Origin of the sequence: Methanohalophilus sp. DAL1 (assembly GCF_001683555.1) — an archaeon.
GTDB lineage: Archaea > Halobacteriota > Methanosarcinia > Methanosarcinales > Methanosarcinaceae > Methanohalophilus > Methanohalophilus euhalobius.
Genome location: NZ_MAFX01000014.1, coordinates 15,407 through 36,578, shown reverse-complemented (window position 1 = coordinate 36,578; position 21,172 = coordinate 15,407). Strand labels below are relative to the sequence as shown.

At 35.7% G+C, this 21,172-nt stretch carries 15 protein-coding genes, 1 pseudogene and 1 CRISPR repeat array; of the genes and pseudogenes, 13 read left to right on the top strand and 3 right to left on the bottom strand.

Translation table 11 applies throughout. The features are described from left to right. Positions 1-572 precede the first annotated feature (572 nt). Positions 573-1,217 carry a CRISPR-associated CARF protein Csa3 gene (csa3, locus tag A9957_RS04075; protein WP_292343281.1) on the bottom strand — a complete coding sequence of 215 codons (645 nt, stop codon included), beginning with the start codon at positions 1,215-1,217 and terminating at the stop codon, positions 573-575. A gap of 137 nt (positions 1,218-1,354) precedes the next feature. Here csa3 and cas6 point away from each other — a divergent pair, with 137 nt between their 5' ends. The 13 genes and pseudogenes from cas6 (at position 1,355) to A9957_RS04010 (ending at position 17,907) form a co-directional block, all read left to right on the top strand. Then, positions 1,355-2,206 carry a CRISPR system precrRNA processing endoribonuclease RAMP protein Cas6 gene (gene cas6, locus A9957_RS04070; RefSeq protein ID WP_292343280.1) on the top strand — a complete coding sequence of 284 codons (852 nt, stop codon included), beginning with the start codon at positions 1,355-1,357 and terminating at the stop codon, positions 2,204-2,206. Beyond that, positions 2,206-4,782, top strand: a complete 2,577-nt coding sequence (gene cas10d, locus A9957_RS04065) for a type I-D CRISPR-associated protein Cas10d/Csc3 (protein WP_292343279.1) — start codon at positions 2,206-2,208, stop codon at positions 4,780-4,782. The genes cas6 and cas10d (A9957_RS04065) overlap by 1 nt, the downstream gene beginning before the upstream one ends. An 8-nt stretch (positions 4,783-4,790) precedes the next feature. Next, positions 4,791-5,219: a type I-D CRISPR-associated protein Cas10d/Csc3 gene (gene cas10d, locus A9957_RS04060; protein ID WP_292343278.1), complete on the top strand. Its 429-nt coding sequence runs from the start codon at positions 4,791-4,793 to the stop codon at positions 5,217-5,219. Further along, positions 5,219-6,205 carry a type I-D CRISPR-associated protein Cas7/Csc2 gene (gene cas7d / locus A9957_RS04055; protein WP_292343277.1) on the top strand — a complete coding sequence of 329 codons (987 nt, stop codon included), beginning with the start codon at positions 5,219-5,221 and terminating at the stop codon, positions 6,203-6,205. The genes cas10d (A9957_RS04060) and cas7d overlap by 1 nt, the downstream gene beginning before the upstream one ends. A 13-nt stretch (positions 6,206-6,218) precedes the next feature. Beyond that, positions 6,219-7,004 (top strand): type I-D CRISPR-associated protein Cas5/Csc1, encoded by a 786-nt coding sequence (cas5d, locus tag A9957_RS04050; protein ID WP_292343275.1) that lies wholly within the window; start codon positions 6,219-6,221, stop codon positions 7,002-7,004. After that, a complete protein-coding gene (gene cas3, locus A9957_RS04045) occupies positions 7,001-9,118 on the top strand; it encodes a type I-D CRISPR-associated helicase Cas3' (protein WP_292343273.1) in 2,118 nt (705 codons plus the stop codon). Before cas5d ends, cas3 begins: the two co-directional genes overlap by 4 nt. 4 nt (positions 9,119-9,122) lie before the next feature. Beyond that, a complete protein-coding gene (cas4, locus tag A9957_RS04040; protein WP_292343272.1) occupies positions 9,123-9,671 on the top strand; it encodes a CRISPR-associated protein Cas4 in 549 nt (182 codons plus the stop codon). Further along, a complete protein-coding gene (gene cas1d / locus A9957_RS04035) occupies positions 9,668-10,657 on the top strand; it encodes a type I-D CRISPR-associated endonuclease Cas1d (protein ID WP_292343270.1) in 990 nt (329 codons plus the stop codon). The genes cas4 and cas1d overlap by 4 nt, the downstream gene beginning before the upstream one ends. Beyond that, complete coding sequence (gene cas2 / locus A9957_RS04030; RefSeq protein ID WP_292343268.1) at positions 10,654-10,920, top strand: CRISPR-associated endonuclease Cas2; 267 nt, start codon at positions 10,654-10,656, stop codon at positions 10,918-10,920. Before cas1d ends, cas2 begins: the two co-directional genes overlap by 4 nt. Before the next feature lie 112 nt (positions 10,921-11,032). Then, a CRISPR array of direct repeats spans positions 11,033-12,258; the repeat unit is 37 nt; unit sequence GTTACAGCTGATTAGAAAACCCATTAGGGATTGAAAC. Positions 12,259-12,283: 25 nt separating this feature from the next. Then, a pseudogene (locus tag A9957_RS04025) lies at positions 12,284-12,724 on the top strand (RecB family exonuclease); the annotation flags it as partial. Positions 12,725-12,754: 30 nt separating this feature from the next. Next, the gene (locus A9957_RS04020; protein WP_292343266.1) at positions 12,755-14,053 is read left to right on the top strand and encodes an McrC family protein; all 1,299 of its coding nucleotides are present in this window, start codon (positions 12,755-12,757) and stop codon (positions 14,051-14,053) included. Between the two features lie 2 nt (positions 14,054-14,055). Next, positions 14,056-16,497 (top strand): AAA family ATPase, encoded by a 2,442-nt coding sequence (locus tag A9957_RS04015; RefSeq protein ID WP_292343265.1) that lies wholly within the window; start codon positions 14,056-14,058, stop codon positions 16,495-16,497. A gap of 54 nt (positions 16,498-16,551) precedes the next feature. After that, positions 16,552-17,907, top strand: a complete 1,356-nt coding sequence (locus A9957_RS04010; RefSeq protein WP_165868988.1) for a restriction endonuclease — start codon at positions 16,552-16,554, stop codon at positions 17,905-17,907. A 643-nt stretch (positions 17,908-18,550) separates the two neighbouring features. On the opposite strand, the gene A9957_RS04005 is transcribed toward A9957_RS04010, so the two are convergent. Both A9957_RS04005 and brxL read right to left on the bottom strand, forming a co-directional pair. Beyond that, positions 18,551-19,021 (bottom strand): ribonuclease HI family protein, encoded by a 471-nt coding sequence (locus A9957_RS04005; RefSeq protein WP_096712434.1) that lies wholly within the window; start codon positions 19,019-19,021, stop codon positions 18,551-18,553. 105 nt (positions 19,022-19,126) lie between these two features. Continuing rightward, complete coding sequence (gene brxL, locus A9957_RS04000; RefSeq protein ID WP_206631058.1) at positions 19,127-21,166, bottom strand: protease Lon-related BREX system protein BrxL; 2,040 nt, start codon at positions 21,164-21,166, stop codon at positions 19,127-19,129. Between the last annotated feature and the right edge of the window lie 6 nt (positions 21,167-21,172).

Sequence of the window (21,172 nt, the reverse complement as noted above, 5' to 3'; positions counted from 1 at the left end):
TTTTAAGACAGTGGCATTTTAGACCTTACCTATATCCCCATAATTGATTGAGATGACCATAATTTGAACAACATAACATAGAACGATGTTGGAAATAGACAATTATCAACTTCTGAGATGGGCCCACAAACCTCGTCTCATTCAGGTTTAGTAGCAAGTAGTAATTGGAGCTGCCCATTGCATAAATAAGGTTAAAGAGGCAAAAAAGAGTACAATATAATTTTTTTATAGATTTCTGTTTCGCAAGTTTATCCACAATTGTTCCAAAGTAAACTCAAAGAAATATTGTTGTGGGAGGGTCCTGAAATCTAAAAGAATTTACTATATGGTCAGATTTTGATCGTAGAACATTTACATGAAGGCATGTACTTCTATGAGTGTATTGGATTTAAAGTGGTGAGGATTCTTCTGAAATTACACTTTAATGCTGCGGTTGTGTCTATGTTCGACTTTTGCAAGGGGTCAATTCACAAAAGTGCAAAGTTTTACAAAGTGAGTTCCACTTTTGCTGATGGGTGTATGTTCATAAACATCGAATTAGACTTTAGTGGTGGGTGTGACAAATATAGTTGTCATTCAACTGGATTATTCAGCAAAATCTTACCAGTTAACGTAATTTTTACTTCTTTGATTTTGCCTTTTTGCTTCACTTTTAAAGCACCACGTTTTTCTAATTTACTAACATGTCTTGAAGCGGTACTTTCAGAAATTTGCAAATTTGAAGCAAGTTGATTAATAGTTAAAAAATTTTCTTGGCAAATCTCTTCCAAAATATTTTTTTCTTTTTTATCTAATCTATAAATGATATTAACTAAATTAATTTCATTCATGGTTCGATCAATATCACTGAAATTTGTTGCTGTAGTAATTTTATGTGACTGGGACAAGCAAGCGATAGTATAAGCCAGAAATATTTCACGTGGACCTCCAGATATATTGGCTATTATTTGCCCAGGGGTGTTTTTAATTAGTTCGATTAATGAAAGGAGCATCGAATCAAAATTTCGATGATTTACTCGGTGGACATCAATATTTATAGAGCGATCAATTTGTTTTGCTAAATCTTTTACTGCTTGGACGGTGGATGCAGACCGTTCATCTTTTTCATCTTCTGGCCGGATTAAAATTATTTTGTCACCTTCTTCTAATCCATATTTAACGACTAGTGACAAAATCTGAGAAGTATCAAATCCTGCTAATGAAATATATGTCTTCATGAAGTAACAGGTACGTTTCACGTAAATAAATATCATTCTACTGCATTTAATAAAATAATAACCTTTCACTTGCAAAATAATGCAACAATTTCATTATTACAAAAAGTTTATATGTATTGGAATACATTTAGATTATAATGCCTCAGCAACTAAAAATTGTCGCAAGTCCTGTGGAGGAGTTTGAAATTCCAGCAAGTGATGGATATCAACTCTATTCATCGCTACTAAACATCATGCAGTCAAGTAATAAAGAAATAAGTAACCATACTCATGATTCACCTATAAGTTCGATTTCATTGAGTATGCTAAAAGGACCTTTCAAAAAAAGCAAACGTGCGAAATATAAAATTGTATGTCCTAAATATGAATATGATTTTACTATAGGGATTACAGACCCAAAGGAAATAGAGATATTTAAAACAATTGTAAAACCGTTAATTCTTTCTGAAGAAAATATTCCTCTTAATGATAACATATTGAAAATAAGTGAAGTTAGCAGTTCGGATGTTAGTTTTGACGAAATAGTAAGGTCAGTAATAGAATATAGCAAACCTGCTATTACTTTCCATTTTAGTTCACCTACAAACATACAGTACAAAAATAGTAAAGTTTCTGAGATGTTTCCACATAGAGAAGCTGTGTTTAATTCGCTTTTATCAAAATGGAATGCTGTATGTCCAGTAGAATTAAAGATGAATATTGAACGTGATGAAATGGCACGATATATTATGGAAAGACCCTATCCTTCTTCCTATACTACTCACAGTGTTATGGTAAACACAGTTTTTGATAAATTCAAAGGCCACTATAGGCCAATCTTAAAACATGGATTTACTGGCAAATGTTCATACATCTTTACAAATGATGCACCAAAAGATTTGAAAAATGCAATACTCATACTTTCTAAATTTGCTGAATTCAGTGGTGTTGGAAGTGCTGTAAGTAGAGGTTGTGGCTGTGTTAATATCAATATATATGAGGGGAAATAATGGTTTCTGATGCTTTACAAGATGAAGATTGGGATACACTGAAAGAAAATCTATTTTCAATAAGTGAGGATATATCCATAGAACACGGAATCGACTTATTTGAAGACTATATCAAGAAAGTAGATATAAATCTTGTAGAAAGGGGTATGGCATTCAAACCTGCAAAAAGCATCGAATTTGGCAAAACTGACCAAAGTATGCTTAATCATATAAGAAATGGTATACTCTTTTTGCTTCGTTTTAACAGTGCACTTGAAAAGTTAGGAATAAAGAGTCTTGATGATAATAGTATAAGGAAATGCATAGCTCTTTTTGTTGTACATGATCTTCACAAGCTCGAGTTTAACGAGTTTATGGATGAAGAACTAGCAGAAAAAACACAATCTATTGAAACAGAGTTTGAAATACCCAAAGAAGTCGTAAAGAAGTTTGTATCAATTGCAGGGCTAGATGATTTTGCTCCTGGACTAGTAGATGATGATTATTTTTCAGTTGCAGTTGCACTCCATAAAAGTAGATTCTCCCGTTCAGGTGCACGTACATCTCTTTTCATGGATATGGAGCCATTCTTGTATTTAATGGATACAATGTCAAGCTGTGCATCTCCCGAAGATGCCGCTTCTTCTAGGTCTTTGACGGCTTTAAGAGATGGGTTCCCTCAGAGTTCAGTTGATGCACAATTAAATCTACAGTACCATCGTTTAGACGATATGAAAGGAATTTTTTCAGGATTGATAAATAAATCCGTAGCTGATGTACTGGAAAAAAACGGGCTTATAATGCTTATGGCTTATCAGGATGGATGTGTTTATCTAGGTCACGGAGCAGAAAATCTTCAAATTTCAGATTCCCTAATTGAAGATATATACGCCAATCTGAAATCAAATATTCAAGATTCAACACCGGCATTTAATAGCGCTGATTCTTTGATTACGAAAATGAGTACCCCAAGATTAGGTTACTATGATTTGGGGGATGAATATTATTTTTTCAGTGGTCCTGAAAATGTTCTCAGAGCATTCATTAGTGGTTCAATAACGTCTGCTTATACTCAAAAAAGTAAAAAGATTTCTGATTCTATGGTGGCAGGCATTAATAGAGCAGAAAAGGCAGTTCCTATAGATCTAGAAAAGGAAACCGAAGGGCAAAGGATTTTGATTGGATTTTCAAGAGCTATAGCAACAGTCCATAACAAATTTATTTCAGAAATGATTTCCGATAATAAGCAAGCCCTTTCAAAAACCTGTGAAATTTGGAATGTTCCACTTCCAGTAAAAGATGCTCTTTTGAAAGAAATAGATGATAAAGAGCATGAACTTGCAAAAGGGGGCAAATGGGAATACTCTCATGCTATAGCACAATGTGTTATGGATCAGGATATAGATGGTGTTAAGCTCAGGAATATAGATGTTCCCACAATAACAAATATCCTAATTGATAATATATGGAATGAGCTTACTAATATGGAGCAGTGGGACGATTTTCTCTCTAATAAAACAGCAACATTCTATGAAGAACTCACTGAATATCTGCATGAAATTTTATCAATAAACGGAACGATCTCTTTCAAAGAAGATTCTTCCCTCAGTGATACTTTCCAAGAACATGCAAAGAACGGGAGAATTTGTAATCTGTGTAATCGTGGAACTCTACTTAATAAAAATCAGATGAAAACGAAGAGTGATACATCATTTTTGTCTTATAACTTTTCAAACCGAGTTTTTGTAGGTAAAAGTAAACCTGATAATATTTTCACCTGCATTCCGTGCAGTATTGAATTGACATTGAGAAGAAACGGATTTAATTTGCCAAAAGGATCAGCTTCAAACCATGAACTATTATATTTCCATTTTGTGCCTGATTATTTCTTTACAATGGAATCCTGGGAGATGATCAATACAATAATGGGTAAGTTCTCTGATGAAGCAAGAATAAGGATGTCAGCACTTGCTTCCAAAATATTTAATTCAAAATACATCGACGGCGCTCCTGAAATAGAGGGGGATGTTGATGTATACGACTCATGGATCAATGATATGACTGCCAAATTAGAGGATGAAGGATCCAGTGGGATGGATATGGCACAATACATGGCCCAAGGTTATGATAATATAATTGGAAATACCAGTATTGTTTTCTATAAACCTTCTACCAGTGTCACAGAGTTCCATTTCTTTGGCGTTTATATTGCTACACTTATTGCCGCATATACAGGTATGAGAGTTGTAGTGAGCCAATCTCCAATCCCTTCGATACGTGGAAGGGATTTTAAGGAAATGGTAGCTCTAGATTCTATTAACTCTCATGTGACAGATTTCTATGGCAAATTCTGCCCACTTTCAAGTCTTGAGGATACTTTGAGATCCACAAGTGCACTAATTAATCTGTTTTATGCAAGTTCTGGTCTTAAAGATTCACTGTTACCCAAGTTCTTGAGAATTATTAGAAATGAACCGCTTCCAGGATCTTATATGTTGAAAATGTTATATAGAAATTCAGACAGTGGGTATGCAGAAATAAATGTAAATAAATTTTTAGACTCAGCACAATTTCTTGATTATGCAACACAGAGGTGAATTAAGATATGGACGAATTGAACATAATAAACCACCTAGCAGCATTGGGTTTCAATATGGCGCAGCCCAAGGGGTACAAACCACATACAGTAGAAAGGCTTTTTCGTGAATCGGTAAAAGGTATCATTAATCTACGAGGCATTGAACTTTCAAGTAAAGATTACAAGGCAACTGTTTCTGGACACCTCCAGAAAACCATCAGAAGGATGGGGGATGATCAGGCTTTCATTCCAGAACTAAAAAATCTTGATGCTAAAGCTGATGAATTTGCTGACTATTTCGTAAGTAAGATTTTGGAAGATCTTTGTGACGGAAAACCTGGTAGATTGAAAAAGATCTCAAATAATCTTGCGGATGGATATTATTCAGCAATATTACGAATTCGTAGAGATTATTGGATTGAAAGAAATAAGTTGGATGAAAAGGAGGAGCAATAATGAGCATCAATGAAAATGAAGTTGAAAATATTAAGGAACAAATATCAGATGGACTTGTAGAGAAACTTGTAAACGAACCGAGCGGTCACTATGTACATATATTGGTTGCACGAGAATTACAATCAAGTGCAATATTTACAACTAATGGACAGGACGTTGATATTACTACTGTTGGAATTAGCACTGACGATGGTTTTGTCGATTACTCTCCAGTCATGATGTTTAAAAGAAAACAAACGGGAAGTGACCGACGCAAAGGGAAGGAGATTCAAAGAAATCTCATTGGAATAGAAGACACTATGGATGTCAATGAAATGACACTTGACTCACCTGAATCAACACTTTATGGAAGTGCAGCAGGTAATGAAGCGATGTCTGTAACTTCAAGGGTGATGTATGACTCTGCATATTCCATAAGAGATTCAAGTGCTATTGTAGAAGAAAAGTTTCAAAATGCACCAGGTGACAATTTCGCAAAGGGTGCTACTACTGCGATAAGGGAGCCAGATTTCATAGTTCCTGGAACAGTATTTCCTTGTGTAATCACCTTGAGGGATGCCACATTTGATGAATTGATGTTCGTACTAGGTGTTACCAAGATGAATAAACGATATGGTGCGGCTACATCAAGAATCGGAAGAGTTCAAAATCATATACTTGGTATCTATTATGGAAAAGAGGAAGGTCCAGCAAACCTGATTCTTTCAAAAGAAGTAGCACGGCTTCTTGCAAGGGAAAGTGAAGAACTTAATTCAGAAAATCTTAACAAGATAATTTATAGTCCAGTTATTGATGTTGCAAAGGTCAAAGAACTGGTTAAGCAGGTGTTTGAAGAAGATATACAAGCATTGGACATTCAATCACTGGATCAGAATAAAGTAAATGATCTTCTTGCCTATGTAACAACTGATACTTTAAAGGCCGCTTTAGAAAGGCAAAAGAAAACAGCTTCAGAATTCTTTGAAGCTGTCAATCAAGAACAATAAAGAAGGGTGTAAAATGGATGAAAATTTCCCTGTAGTAGAGTGTTCTATTGAGACACTTGACCGCACTCTCTATGCATCAAGAGAGGTGGGAGATTTAGTGGATACAGGTGACTATATCCTAAATACTGCACTCTACTATGCTTTTGGATTTGTTTCTGGAAAATATGTGAACTCCGGCAACAAACCCACTTATTTAGAAGATACACACGATGTGTTTGAGAAATTTTATATTACTCCTGCAAAATTAGAATCCAATGTGCGTTATCAAAGAAGATTATCTTCAAAGACGCATCCAAAAGGAAATAAAATTTCTTCGCTTGGTGGACATTCTACAAGCCAGTGGAATGCGCGTCCTCATCTATATGCAGCAAAAAACTGGAAGGCGACCTCTCCAGGTAATCCTTATAAAGGAAGGAATATTCCAAAATTTGGACGTGAACGTGTTCTTGATCAACAGAACCTTTTCAAAGCTTATATTCTACCGTATGAAATAGATGCAGAATCGATAATTTCTGCCATTCCAAAATACATAAGGATAGGTAAGAAAAAATCAAAAGCACGCGTCAATACAAGGATAATTGATGGAGTTATCAAACAGGGAGAATTTATTTCAAACCATCCTTTTGGCACATATGATTATGAAGAGGTGCCTGCAGGAGACCTCATATCAGTACGTATGCGACCTGTTCCTTTGATAATTCAAGGACGTTATGAAGGAAAATTCATACAAATCCAAGAGGAAGGAAAAAGTGACGTCTTTCTGCCATACAAACTTGAATTACTGAAGGAAAAAAGATGAATTCAGAAATTGAAGGTCACGATGAAATTTCTGCAGGTTTCTTTGTGAATCTTGATGGACTTAAACTTGAACAGCTCGACCAGCAATATTTAGGGTCATATAGGGCTTTCGAACATCAAGTCAAAACTGAGCGATCAATAAAACATGACGATTCTTTTTTCCTTTTCAACCACAGTCCTACAGGTTCAGGGAAGACAATTTCCTGGCTTAAACCTGTATTGGACATGAATATGAAAGTAATAGCAGTATATCCAACCAATGCTCTTGTGATAGATCAAAAAAAACAGGTAGAAAGGACTATCAGTAAATTTGGTTATGATCCTGAAGATTATCATGTTCAAGCTGTCACCAGTGGTCTTTTAGAAGCAGAGAAAAAACTCTATCCAGATGAATCAGGGCTTAGAAAGGGACAATTACTGAACCGCATTATCAGGAAGGGAAGAGGTAAAGGTTTAATTCTGCTTACCAATCCAGATATACTTACACTTGCATTGAAAGATGCCTATTATGAACACAATATTCGTGAAGCTGTCAGAAGTGTGGATATGGTGGTTGTAGATGAGTTCCATCTGGCATCAATAAAGCAAAGTGATATGTTGCTTTTCATGATGCATGAAATACACGATGATATCAGAAGTCGACTTTCTAAATTTGTCTTCTTGAGTGCAACTCCTAATAACGATATTGTACAAAGAGCAAAAGATGTAGGTTTAAGAGTCCACGTGCTTGAGGATAAAAGTTCCCAAAGTTCTTTTTCTGAAGGTTGGCCTGTTCTTCCAAAATTGAATATGGAGGTAAGATCCGGTTCAATATACAAGACTTATGAGCTCATAAAAGAGGACATAGATTATTTTATTGAATTTTGCAGACGACCTACACAAGAGGGAAATTCTGCAAAGACCGTCTTTATTCTGGATGGTATATATGAAGTGGATGAAATATTCAATATACTTTCAGAGAACCTTCCTGACCTGAATATCGAACGTGTTGATGGCCTTCATCATGTAACTGCGCAGAAACTGGATAACTTTGATGTACTTGTATCAAATTCGTCCGTAGAAGTGGGTATTGATTTTGATGTAGACAGACTGGTTTTTTCAGGATATTCAAAGAGTAAGTTCTTGCAGAGAATTGGAAGGCTAAGGAATAAGCCTGAAGACATGGTTTGTGATGCCCTTTGTTTTGTTCCAGAGAATGTTTATGGCCATCTCAAAGGTGAAAAGAAGGATCTGACACGTCAGGAACTGGTCACGCACCTGGATCGTGTAATGGAATCGTCTGTAAATCTTTCTTCATATTCGAAAATCTATTCTCCCCTAGAAGCCTACCTGTATTGTAAAAGTAGGGTTGAAGGAGAACCATGGACTGACAAGAATGGAAACGAACATCATTTCAAAGGGATGCCATATTCAATCCAGAAGGAAGAATCTTTAAGAATCCTTGGACTCATTGAGAAACATTTCCTTGATCAAGAGATTAATCTGCAAGTTGTGGATCATTTGAAGACTGAGTCATATAGTATGAAAGAAGGACTTCTGACTTATCGTGGAAGTGGTCTTCAGGTTCTAATGTTTGATACCACAGATTCCATGTTGAAAACTTATGACCTGATGTATGTGCTCAGGAGGGGGAAAGTTGAATTTATGTCCCCGCAGAGATTCATCAGGAGATTGAGAAAAGAAACTGGTGAAAACTATGAGTCACTTAGAGCAAGATATGAATCCATGAAGGCCTTTGCATCTGGTTTTTGCTGGTATAATGGAACGATGAATGATGAAACAAGAAAAGTCATTTTGAAGGGTGAATCTGGATCTCACTACAGCAAACTCATGTTTAAATCTACTGACCATGTGAGAAAACCTCGTCTTGTAAGTGGTTTCAAGGTTGAAACTGAACCTACTATTCCGACACTTTCCAATCTTAATGATACATTATCACAATTCAATGTTTTTGCAAGATTAGTGGACCAGGATGGTTTTTCTCTTAAAGCAAAATTTAGACTTGGAGATTTTTTCTATCTGTATCCTTATTATGGAATGCGAAGTGTGGCATTTGGACATGAAGCGTTGTATATTGATTGTCTGATTAAGGAGGAGTATAAGAATAGACGATGAACTTGTGAATATTTCAGATTTAAATCAATATCTTTACTGCCCTCGCCGAGTTTACTATATCAAGTATTTTGATACAATAGAAACTAATTATTACTTAGTAGATGGAAAACTCAAACATAACAATAAATCAAGAAAGGGAGGCTGGATAAAAGAACTTTATGTAAAGTCAGATCAACTTGGCCTACATGGAAAAATCGATTTGCTGGAGATAAAAAACATGCTTGGTTCAGGATATGTCCCTATTGAAAGAAAGCGAGGTTTTTCCTATCACGCCAACGATGAGATTCAATTAGCAGCTTATTGTATGTTGCTTGAAGACTATCTTCAAGAACCGATTAATTTAGGATACATATATCTTTTTGGTACCAATCAACGTTATGCTATAACCATAACAAATTGGCATCGTGAAAAAGTGAAAGAAATTACAAAAGCAATTTGTAAAATGACTATTGATTCAATTCCTGATTTTACAGATAATCCAAACAAATGCAAAAAATGTAGCGTCGTCCAATATTGCATGCCCTTTGAAACTAAAATGCTGGAGAAAAAATGAAGGCCAGTGAAGGTATATTCGATGATAGTGTTGTATATGTCACCACTCAAGGTTGTCATGTGGGTATAAACGGTGGGCGTATAACAATATTCAAGAAAGAAGAAGGTCAACTTGCATCTTTTCCAATAGGTCAAGTAGATACCATAAATGTTTTTGGGAATATTAATTTTACAACTCCTTTTGTAGCAAACGCAAATAAGCACGGTATCGTATTGAATTACTTTTCTCAATTTGGTAAATATCGTGGTAGTTTTGTTCCAGAACGCAATACCATTGCTGAAGTACGTCGTCAACAATATGCACTTTCGAGTGAACAAAAAATTTACATTGCACAGCGAATTATTCGTGGAAAAATTAGGAATTCAAGAACTCTTTTGAATAGAAAGGGAATCAAGAAAGTTGGAATACTTAAAGACCTTGAAAATAATACTAATAAGGTATTTACACTTGATGAACTTAGAGGCATAGAAGGAGAAGCAGCAGGTATATATTTTGGACTACTTAATGAATGCCTTATAGATGGGTGGACATTTCATAAACGCAGTCGTCATCCTCCTGAAGATCATATTAATTCCCTTCTGTCACTTACATATACAATGATGAAGAATGAAGTTTTAAGTGCTCTCCGTCAATATAATCTTGATCCTTTTTTAGGCATTTTACATGCAGATCGGCATGGAAGGCCTGCATTAGCACTTGATTTGCAAGAAGAATTTCGGCCGATATTCTGTGATGCGTTTACAATCAGACTTGTAAATAAATCTATTCTAGATCACAATGATTTCCAAATGGACAACCGATTAAAAGATTATGCATTTAAAAAATATCTTTCAAAATATGATGATTATATGAAAGAGGAGTTCATACATCCTAGGTTTAAATACAAGGTGTCCAGACGCAAAGCTGCTAGAATGCAAGCAATTCTTTTAAGAAAGGTGATTACTGGAGAATTAAAAGATTATTACCCTCTGGAGTTTAAACGATGAGGTTGGCAATAGCTTATGACATAAGTGAAAATCGTACTCGAACTCGTGTTTATAAGATACTCGAAAAATATGGTGCCTGGAAACAGTATAGTGTCTTTGAACTCGAAATTAATGAAATACAAAAGTTGAAGCTTGAGGATGAGATAAAATCACAAATAAATAAAGGAGATAGAGTTCGTATTTATCAATTATGTAATCGGTGTGTGAGGAACATAAGAGATTTAGGTGACAAAAACCCAGAAAGAAAATCAAATGTTGTATGACCGAATCATGATTGTTTATAAACTCAAGGTACAGTATACATCCATTATTTGAGTTCTCAATTTGAAGCATTTAGAAACGGTTATAAGTCAAAAGCACGGATTTTAGTATGCAGTTACAGCTGATTAGAAAACCCATTAGGGATTGAAACCTGTGGGCTTCTCAGAGTCGCCCACATTGAACGATTCAGTTACAGCTGATTAGAAAACCCATTAGGGATTGAAACTTCTTTAGGAGTATATAAGGGAAAGTTCGAAACAGTCAGTTACAGCTGATTAGAAAACCCATTAGGGATTGAAACATCTCATCTATGCGAGTGACGGTTTCAAGGTTCCATCTGGTTACAGCTGATTAGAAAACCCATTAGGGATTGAAACTATATGAGGATCTCTTAAGACTGCTTCCATTATTTGCTGTTACAGCTGATTAGAAAACCCATTAGGGATTGAAACGAATATACAGAACCAATGGGCAACGTTATCCAGTTTTGTTACAGCTGATTAGAAAACCCATTAGGGATTGAAACGAAGTTATAAAAAGTAGGAGTATGCCTGGAGTGCCTGAAGGTTACAGCTGATTAGAAAACCCATTAGGGATTGAAACCTGGCGTGGGCCCCCGCTCATGGGTTGGGAAGGGTTACAGCTGATTAGAAAACCCATTAGGGATTGAAACATATCAATTTGCTTGACGGTGGTTTTTCGAATATCGGCGGTTACAGCTGATTAGAAAACCCATTAGGGATTGAAACTCGCAGCGGACACAGCAAAAGCAAACCCGCCCTGAAAAGTTACAGCTGATTAGAAAACCCATTAGGGATTGAAACCAGGACACAGGTGTACTGCTATTCGATTTTATGTGGTTACAGCTGATTAGAAAACCCATTAGGGATTGAAACTCTACATCTGCAGATACATAGAGTTGGTGAGTGTCTCGTTACAGCTGATTAGAAAACCCATTAGGGATTGAAACTTCATGGTGAAAGATCCACTCTCACAGCATGTTGCGGGGTTACAGCTGATTAGAAAACCCATTAGGGATTGAAACATGGAGAGTATGTCTCTGCAAAGGAACTTGGGGTAAGTTACAGCTGATTAGAAAACCCATTAGGGATTGAAACTCCCTGGCACATGTGCATTGTCCTGAGAATCTGGAAAGTTACAGCTGATTAGAAAACCCATTAGGGATTGAAACACTTGATTGCGAGAATGATGTACCGGACATGACGGAAGGTTACAGCTGATTAGAAAACCCATTAGGGATTGAAACATGGATAAAGCATGGGTACATGCAACGGTACAGTTAGTTACAGCTGATTAGAAAACCCATTAGGGATTGAAACTGAGTTTGAGGAAAGTAATGTCAATGAAACGATTGCTGTGGAGGAAAAGTTCAATCTCAAACTGGATGGAGCACAGTTTGGAGGAGTGATTGACCGAATCGACCAAATCCCTGCGGGCGAATATATTGTTATCGATTACAAGACCAGCAAAAGTCCATTGAGCAAGAATAAAATGCCAGAAGATGTACAACTTGCCCTGTACTGCCAGGCTGTCAGAGAGAGGTATGGAAAATATCCTATCAAAGCAGGGCTGATGTATGTCAATCCGAAGATCCGTGACCTCAGGTTAATGGATGTGGACGAAGCACAGATCAATTCTGTACTTGATGGTGTCAGGGAGATCGTAGCGGATATCAAGGCCGAGGACTTTGAGATCAAGGAAGAGCCGAACTGTTATTTCTGTGAATATAAGGGGATTTGTGAGTGGTACAACCATCAAGGAAGAAAAATTCATATGCATAAATAATATATATTAAATGTACATTGGTTTTAAAACATGTCTCAAAATACTTCTATAACTCTTTTTGAACATGAATCTCGCTCATATTCAGATTTTATTCAGGGTCCATCCTCACATCATCTTGACCTCATCGAAAAACTAAATGAATCAAATGGAGAAATCCTTACTCTGAAAAGAAATGGTCTTCATACAAAACAATATGTTGGTTTAATTCAAGTAAGTGACCTTTCGATAGAGATATTACCAAAAATGTATAGTGATGGTTTGACAAGAGCCTCAAAGATAGAAAATTCTCAGCGAAATCTTCTATATTTGCTTCATTATTGTTATGACATACCAATCTATGAAAGTGACATCGCACATATGCAATCTCGGAAAGCCGCCTGGTTTGAGATATTAACTTATATGTTTATAAAAAATCTAATCGATGTATTCAAAAAGGGAGCACAAAAGCAGTATATGGAGGTAGAGGAGAATTTACCTTACTTTAAAGGCAAATGGATGGTTCAAAAACATATAATTTCGAATTGTTTCAAAAAACACCATTTTTATGTCAACTATGATGAATTCAGCCCCGATATACCACTAAATCAGATACTTAAATTCGTTGTAAGAAGATTGAAATATCAGTCTCAAGATTCTGAAAACAGAAAGAACCTGCATATTCTTGATTATCAAATGGAAAATATCGCATATGTCTCCAACCCAACTCCACTCTTAAACAAAGTCATCTTCACAAGACTGAATGAAAATTACCGGCCAGCATTTAATATGGCTAAAATGTTTATCGATGCAAATGTTGTCGAGACATCAGTGGGTTCCATGAGTTCTTTTGCATTTACATTTGATATGAATGTGCTTTTTGAACGCTTTATTACACGATTTCTAAAAAAACACCGCAGATCAATTCTTCCTGAAGATCTTCTGGACTGCAATCTTTATTCACAGATGGGTAGGAAGGAACTCGCTAGAAATTCAAAGGAAGAAAAATCATTTTGGCTTATTCCAGACATTCTTTTCAACAAAAGAGAAAAAACAAAACTCATTATTGATACAAAGTACAAAAAATTAAAAAAGAAAGATCGAAAGAAAGGAGTTTCAGTGGCGGATATGTATCAGATGGCCACTTATGCTAACAGATATGATTGCTCAAAAATCATTCTCCTTTACCCTCGTACATCAGGAATAAATGGACATATTATTGAAAAATACATACTTAAACCGACTGGCCAACAAATAAAGGTTGCAACTGTAGACTTAAGGATTGATTTGACAAATCCAGTTAATAAAAAGAAACTTATCGAAGACATTAGAAAAATATTGGAAGAGGAATGAATATGGGTAACAAATGGTTTATACGCCCTGGGGAAAAAGGTCGTCTCTGGAATGAATTTTTGAACAATAAATGTATTGGAATAGGATGGGATGGTGATGAAAGTTATTCTGGATATGAGTCTCTGGATGATGTAAAACAATATCATGGCACTAATGATGCAAACTCAATCTGGTACTTTTATAATGACATGAGTGAAGGGGATGTAGTAATCGCCATCAATGGTCAAAATACCGTATTAGGAATTGGAAAAATTACAAGTAAGTATCTTGATCCACAACATCCGGAAAATCCCGGAATTGAGTACCTCCATACACGATTGGTTCATTGGCTCATTAATGAGCAAATTACTCTTTCCTATAATCTTGCTAATAAAACAATTACTCCAGTCAATGAAGAATGGAAATGGGAAGAAATAAAGAACGGATATATTCAAATGAATAATAAATACAAAGATATATTTGCTCAACTGGAGAATGGAGACAAAATGGATATTTCACAATTGGTAAAATATTTTATTTCACAATTGGATTCCGATGAGCTAAAAAATCATCGAAAGGAGCACATAAAAAGTAGTGAGATGGTACGTGAAAAACTTACAAATCAATATTCTGAAGCACTTACCGAAGAAGAGATGCTTGAAATATTAAATGATACCGATGCTGCCTATGGTGCACGTTATAATATAGAATCAATATTTGCCAATAATGGTGGTTTCGATAATTTCAAAGTAGATCTCATAACCTCATTGGAAAGCACAAAGCCTAATGAAAATGACATAAATCAGACACTCGCATCATTCAATAATATGGGGATTGGTTTTTTAAGTGAATTACTTTGTTTAAAAGAACCTAATAATTTCTGGATTAAAAATTCTGTAGTCGATGATTTCTTTTCAAGAATGAATATTGACATTAAAGGAACTCTGCCTTATGGAAGCAAAGGTGATCAAGGGAAATATTACATCGCAATGAAGCCACATATGTCAAATATTCTGCAAAATTTGAAGATCAATGGCTTGAAAGATGCAACCTATATGGATGTAGATTTATTTTTATGGTGGTTAAAGGATATCGATGTTCCAAATATCACTACTCAAAACAAATCCCTACTCCACAATACACTAGTACATACTAAAAATGTGATATTATATGGCCCGCCTGGTACAGGAAAGACATACGCCATTCAACAATTCACCAAATCTTTTCTTAAAGATCAATTATCTAAACCTAAGTCATTCGAAGAGATGAAAATAGAATTACTTCAGGATTTGAAGTGGTATCAAGTGGTTGCTTTATCGATTTATTTAAATGGCAAAAATGAAACGGTAAAGGTCCCAGATTTAAAAAATCATGATATCATAAAATTTTATTTTGAAAAAATAAGGGGAAGAGAAAGGAATTTTTCACAAACTTTGTGGGGTCAACTACAATCTCATTCAAATCCTAACAGTGAAACTGTAAAAACTGAAAACAAAAGTTCTCCCACTTTATTCGATAAGGCTTCGAGTAGTGAATGGTACCTGCTACCTGAGGGAATCGAATATGTAGAAAATAACTTATCAGAAGCAATCGACCTTTTTACAGGAAATAAACAAATTTATGAGGAAAAAGACTTTGGTCATTATTGTACGTTCATTACTTTCCACCAATCATATGGGTATGAAGACTTTATAGAAGGCTTGAAACCGATTGTATATGAAGGTGATGTTTCATATAAGGTAGAAAGCGGTGTATTCAAGGACATCTGTGAAAGGGCCAAAAACGACCCAGAGAATAATTATGTTCTTGTGATAGATGAAATCAACAGAGGAAATATTGCAAAGATATTCGGAGAATTAATTACTCTTATTGAAGACGATAAACGTTCAGGTAAATCCAATGAGATATCTATAAAACTTCCTTACTCAAAAACCGATTTTTCTGTACCTTCAAATCTCTACATAGTAGGAACGATGAATACTGCTGATCGTTCAATTGCATTGCTGGATATTGCTTTGAGGAGAAGGTTTACTTTTCTGGAAATGATGCCTGATTATTCCATTATTGATGTTGAAATTGATGGAGTTAATATTGGTTCATTGTTGAAAGAATTAAATGGTATGCTATCCGCACTAATAGACAGAGATCATCAAATCGGGCATAGTTACTTTTGTGAAGTTGTAGAACTGGAAGAAGAGCAGGCCAAGAATAAATTGTATTTTGTTTGGTATAATCGGGTTATACCTTTGTTACAGGAATATTTCTACAATGATTGGGAGCAGCTTAAGATGGTTTTAGGCGATTTTGTAGTTGAGAAAGACAATAACAGCATTCTCGAAGATAGATTAGTTAGTAAGAACTATGAAATAAAGAACTTTGAAAATGATTGGTCTGGTTTCTCAACTGCTTTGAATAAGGTATACCTTGGTGGAGAATTGACTGGTGATATTGATACAGATTACTAAGAAGATAAATTAAAACTTGAATGAAATAGCTTTACTGATAGGAGTGGGTCTGTGTTGGATGATAATATCTTGTTAGATTCCTTAAATGGATATCAGTTTGAGGAAGTAGTTGCTGATATTTTTAGGAAAAATGGTTTTCGAAACGTTATTGTTACTCCTTGTTCTAATGACGGTGGAAAAGATATTGTTATGGAGAAGAAAGACCCAAATGGTGAGTTAATAAAAATAGTAGTGGAATGCAAGCATCATCAAAGTAAAATAGGAAGGCCCGTTGTACAAAAATTACACTCTGCAGTAGTTACTTTAAATCATGTTGGAAAAAAACAAGGTTATGTGGTCACATCAAGTTCGTTTTCACCAAATGCAGTTCAATATGCCCAAGAAATAAACAATTCACTTGAAAATATAGAAATTAGATTAATTGATGGCAGAGAACTAAAAGAATTGGCAATCGGCGCTAAGGTGGATTTAAAAAATGGGATTATTGAAGCATATAGCAATGAATCGACTTACTACTCGCCAAAAGAAAAAACAATAAACTGGACATTAGAAAACTTCTTCTATCCGGTTAATGCCATTAGTAAAATGGACTTAGTCGTACAGAATATACGAACAGTATTCCATCCAGTTTTCTATATCGAATACAACATATCTGCTAACTTTTCTACGACTGTAGGTATCATTCACAATGAAAGGGCAAATGGACAATTGTTTTTTGATGGGGAAAGAGGAAATCTATTAGATTATAACTTGGCTGGATTGCTAATAAATGATTCAAATATAAATTTTAAAACATTACCAGAAAACCAATTTTCTTCCAAAATAGACTTTCGACTAAATGAAAGTGAATTAAAAGAACTTGCTATGAATGAAATTATAATCAGTCATACTAGAAACATAAGATATAAAGGAAAAAATAATGTACAATATATAAAAGAATGCATTCCAAAAGCAAAGGACATAACAATATCCAATTATAAATGCTTATATTACCCAAAATGGGAAATAAACATACAAGCAAAACGAAATGACTATAATATCTATTTTGTTGAAACACCTAGCGATAATATCGTTACCAAAAATGAAACTGATTTTTGTAGGGTTTGCAACTCAAATATTACAAAAAAAATCATATTTAGGTCCAAATGGTATTGTAAAGAATGTGGTTCCATCACCTGCAAAGGTCATGTAAAAGTAACAAGAATGACAAATGCTAGTATCTGTATTGATTGTGCAGTGATGAAAAGATTCTTTGGAGCTAAGAAATATTTTGAATCGACTGAAGAACTTCGTGATTTTGAATCTTACTATTCAGCCTTACCACGACATAAAAAAGTGATGGAAAATTCATATTTACTATTCACTACAGTTGTATTTTCTTTCATATTTATATTTATGGTTGCATTATAATAGTTTTGGTATTTTAATATTCTATATGTGCACATAAGAAAACATATAGAATCTAATTACTACATAGACTAATTGCAAAAATTAAATAATAATACAAAAACATGACTATTTGATAGCTATAGGACCAGATTTTAGAGTGATTTCGATATGTGGAGCAAAAGTCAAGATTGTGAAATTGATTTTTCATGTCCAAGATGCAAAAGGGAGTGCAAATTCTTTTTGAAAACATTTAGTAATGGAACTCAACATATACAAAAAAAATGTCCAATTCATGGTCATATTAGGTATGTGAGAAAAATTCCCGAATATTTAGAAAAGGCGGTCGAAGAAATTGAGGTGAATAAGTCTATTTTTGATTTCTAATCGCCTCATTATCATTAATTATTTTTGTTGATGTTGAGTTTTTTATTGATGGAAGTTATTTTAAGACCTTAAAATTGGCTGATAAAGGTTCTGACACGGAAAGGATGATTACTTGGCTTTAAATGTAATACCAACCAATTTCCCTGATTTGACTCCTAACAAAATCACAGGATGGCAAATCTTTGACTTATTTCTTATAAATATTTTCAAATCTCTGCTCTACAAGTTTGCATTTGCTAATATCTTTACAATTACAACATTTTTTTGGTAAGTTGCTTTTTTAAAAATCATAATCGTTTGTATCCTTATTTCCTTTATTTGATGGTCTTTTCGGATATTTCTTATGATGAGGGTCTTTTTGAAATCCCAGAGCTTTTGAGGCTGCATAGTCCGCCTTTTCATTCTGCTCTCGAGGAATCCATTCCAGTTTTATTGAATTGAACTGTCCGACTAGTTTTTTAGCAATCTGGCAGGGACCTTTAAGATTATCACTTTTTACAGACCATTTCCCATTGACTTGATTTACTACAAGTTTGCTATCTCCCTGTACATTGATGTCAGTCCAACCAAGGGCTTGTGCCTTTTTTAATCCTTGAATTAGGGCATTGTACTCTGCTTCATTATTAGTGCCAGTCCCTTCAAGCATTTCGGATATTTCATGTAGGACTTGTCCATTGTCAAGAAGAACTGCTCCGATTCCTCTTTTACCGGGATTTGGTATTGCAGCTCCATCAAATTGAATTAGTTTCATTTATTTACAGATTTTAGATATCATATAAAGAAGTTTTGCTATTTGTTGTTTGTAGATTTTCATGAATACTTGTGTATAAATATCTACTCAAATATTAGCTAATGATCACATAAAGAACAACGCTTTCTGCACAGCATCTATCGGGTCATCATAAAAAGATAGCTGGAACTTGCTCAACACTTCAGGTGGTACACTTCCCAGCCTTGATGTGGAAGCAGAAGGAATCAATACTTTCTTTGCTCCGGCATCAAGACATACCTGGAGAAGGTCTGCCAAATTATCCACTGCATTAATGGAGCCACCTATTGTCATGTCTCCAATTATGGCAGTTTGTTCATGCAGTGGCTTGTCAAGGGCTCCGGAACATAGACTGATAAAAGCGGAAAGTGTCAGACCATCTGCCAGTCCGATTCCATACATATCCTGGAAGTTGAGGAAATAATCACTTTCTTTGGTGGATATGGATTGGCTGATAGATTTGGCATTGGCTTTGAAGTAATTGATAGCGGTTTTGACAGATTCTTTGGCTGCTGAATTGCTGCTAAGCCCTGTGGCTTCATATTTTCCATTCCCGGTGGCAATTTGCAGTTCTAACTTATAGACACCGATTTTTCCGTTTTCATTTGGAGCAACAGCAAAGGCTTCACCTGGTTTTCCAAGTCCTGGAGGAATAATCTTGTTACCACCACTTTCCGGAACGTTGACAAACTCTTCTTCCATGGTTTCATTATCCAGATAGGAGAAGTTTACATCGAAGAATTCCATACCGCCGATCTTTTTGAGTTGTTCTTTTACACGCCTTCTGCCTTCCAGAGCATATTGAAGTACTTCTTCAGCTTCTTCCCGGGTGATTTCTCCATTGGGATAGATTAATTTAACAAGCCCTGAATAGGTTTTTTTCACAGCGATTACGTCTCTCTGGTTCAGATTGGACCCCATCTTGAAATAGTTGAATAGACTGTCTGCATAGGAATATTTACGCATTTCACGGAAGAATTCGGCAATATAGTCTACAATAAAACCATGTTTGTCGGTGAAGTGTTCAGGCCTAAATTTTGGGACCTCCCAGCCCGGAAGATAATAATGTATCCTGTCAAAAAAAGCGCTGTCATTATTCATTGCCTCTGGGAAGGGAGCAAACAGGTGATGTGTTTTTAAAAGAGAGGATACGCTTTGGTTGATATTACCTACAAAGGCTATAGAGGCGTTGGCATTGATCTGCTCTTTACCTCTGGCAAAGGACCCGGAAGCCATGTAGTCTTTCAGAATCTGGATGCCGTCCTTATCTTTGAAATTGATACCTGCAACTTCATCAAAGGCCACAACATCCCACATGCCCACCAGTCCTACCTGACGTGTGGACATATTGTAGAACAGGTTTGCTACAGTGGTTTGTCCCCCGGAGATAAGGACTGAATTGGGAGAAATTTCCTTGTAAACGTGGGACTTGCCTGTACTCCTGGGGCCGAGTTCGCACATATTATAGTTGTTTTCGACAAAGGGTACAAGCCTTTCAATAAGATGCCACTTTGTTCTTTCTTCGAGATTGGAAGGCTCCATTCCCACAGAGCGCAGCAGGACGTCCATCCATTCTTCTTTTGTGAAAAAGTTCCTGTTTTCAAGGATCTCGTTTACATTGATGTTGGGCAGTTGAATGGGTTTTAAGTCCGAAATTGTGAAGGGTGAACCCATCTGGTCTGGTTCATATTCCATTTTGACGATACACCAGATACCGCCACCAAGAAGTTTATCATAGCGCATTACATAATCAGATTCAACTTCCACCTGGACAATTCCCAGATTGGAAAATACAGCTTCATAGACATCTCGTCTCTCATTCAGTTTTACAGTTACCTTGTCTATTATTGTGTAATAACCACTTTCCCTGATACGGGATTTTATCTTTTCAGCTTCATCCGGTCTGACATAGTTTCGGGACAGGATGTTTTTTACCTTTTCTACACCGGCTGCTATAAGCTCTTCATCATCGGTGGCACAGTTTGAACCCAGCAGGTATTCAAGGACATAAACCGGCACATTGTAGCCTACTTTCATCATTTTGGTGAGGTCTTTGCGTACCACACGGCCTGCAAAGTATTGCTGCAATTTCTCATCAATGGATGTATCAATTTCTGTCCCGTTCATTTTTCT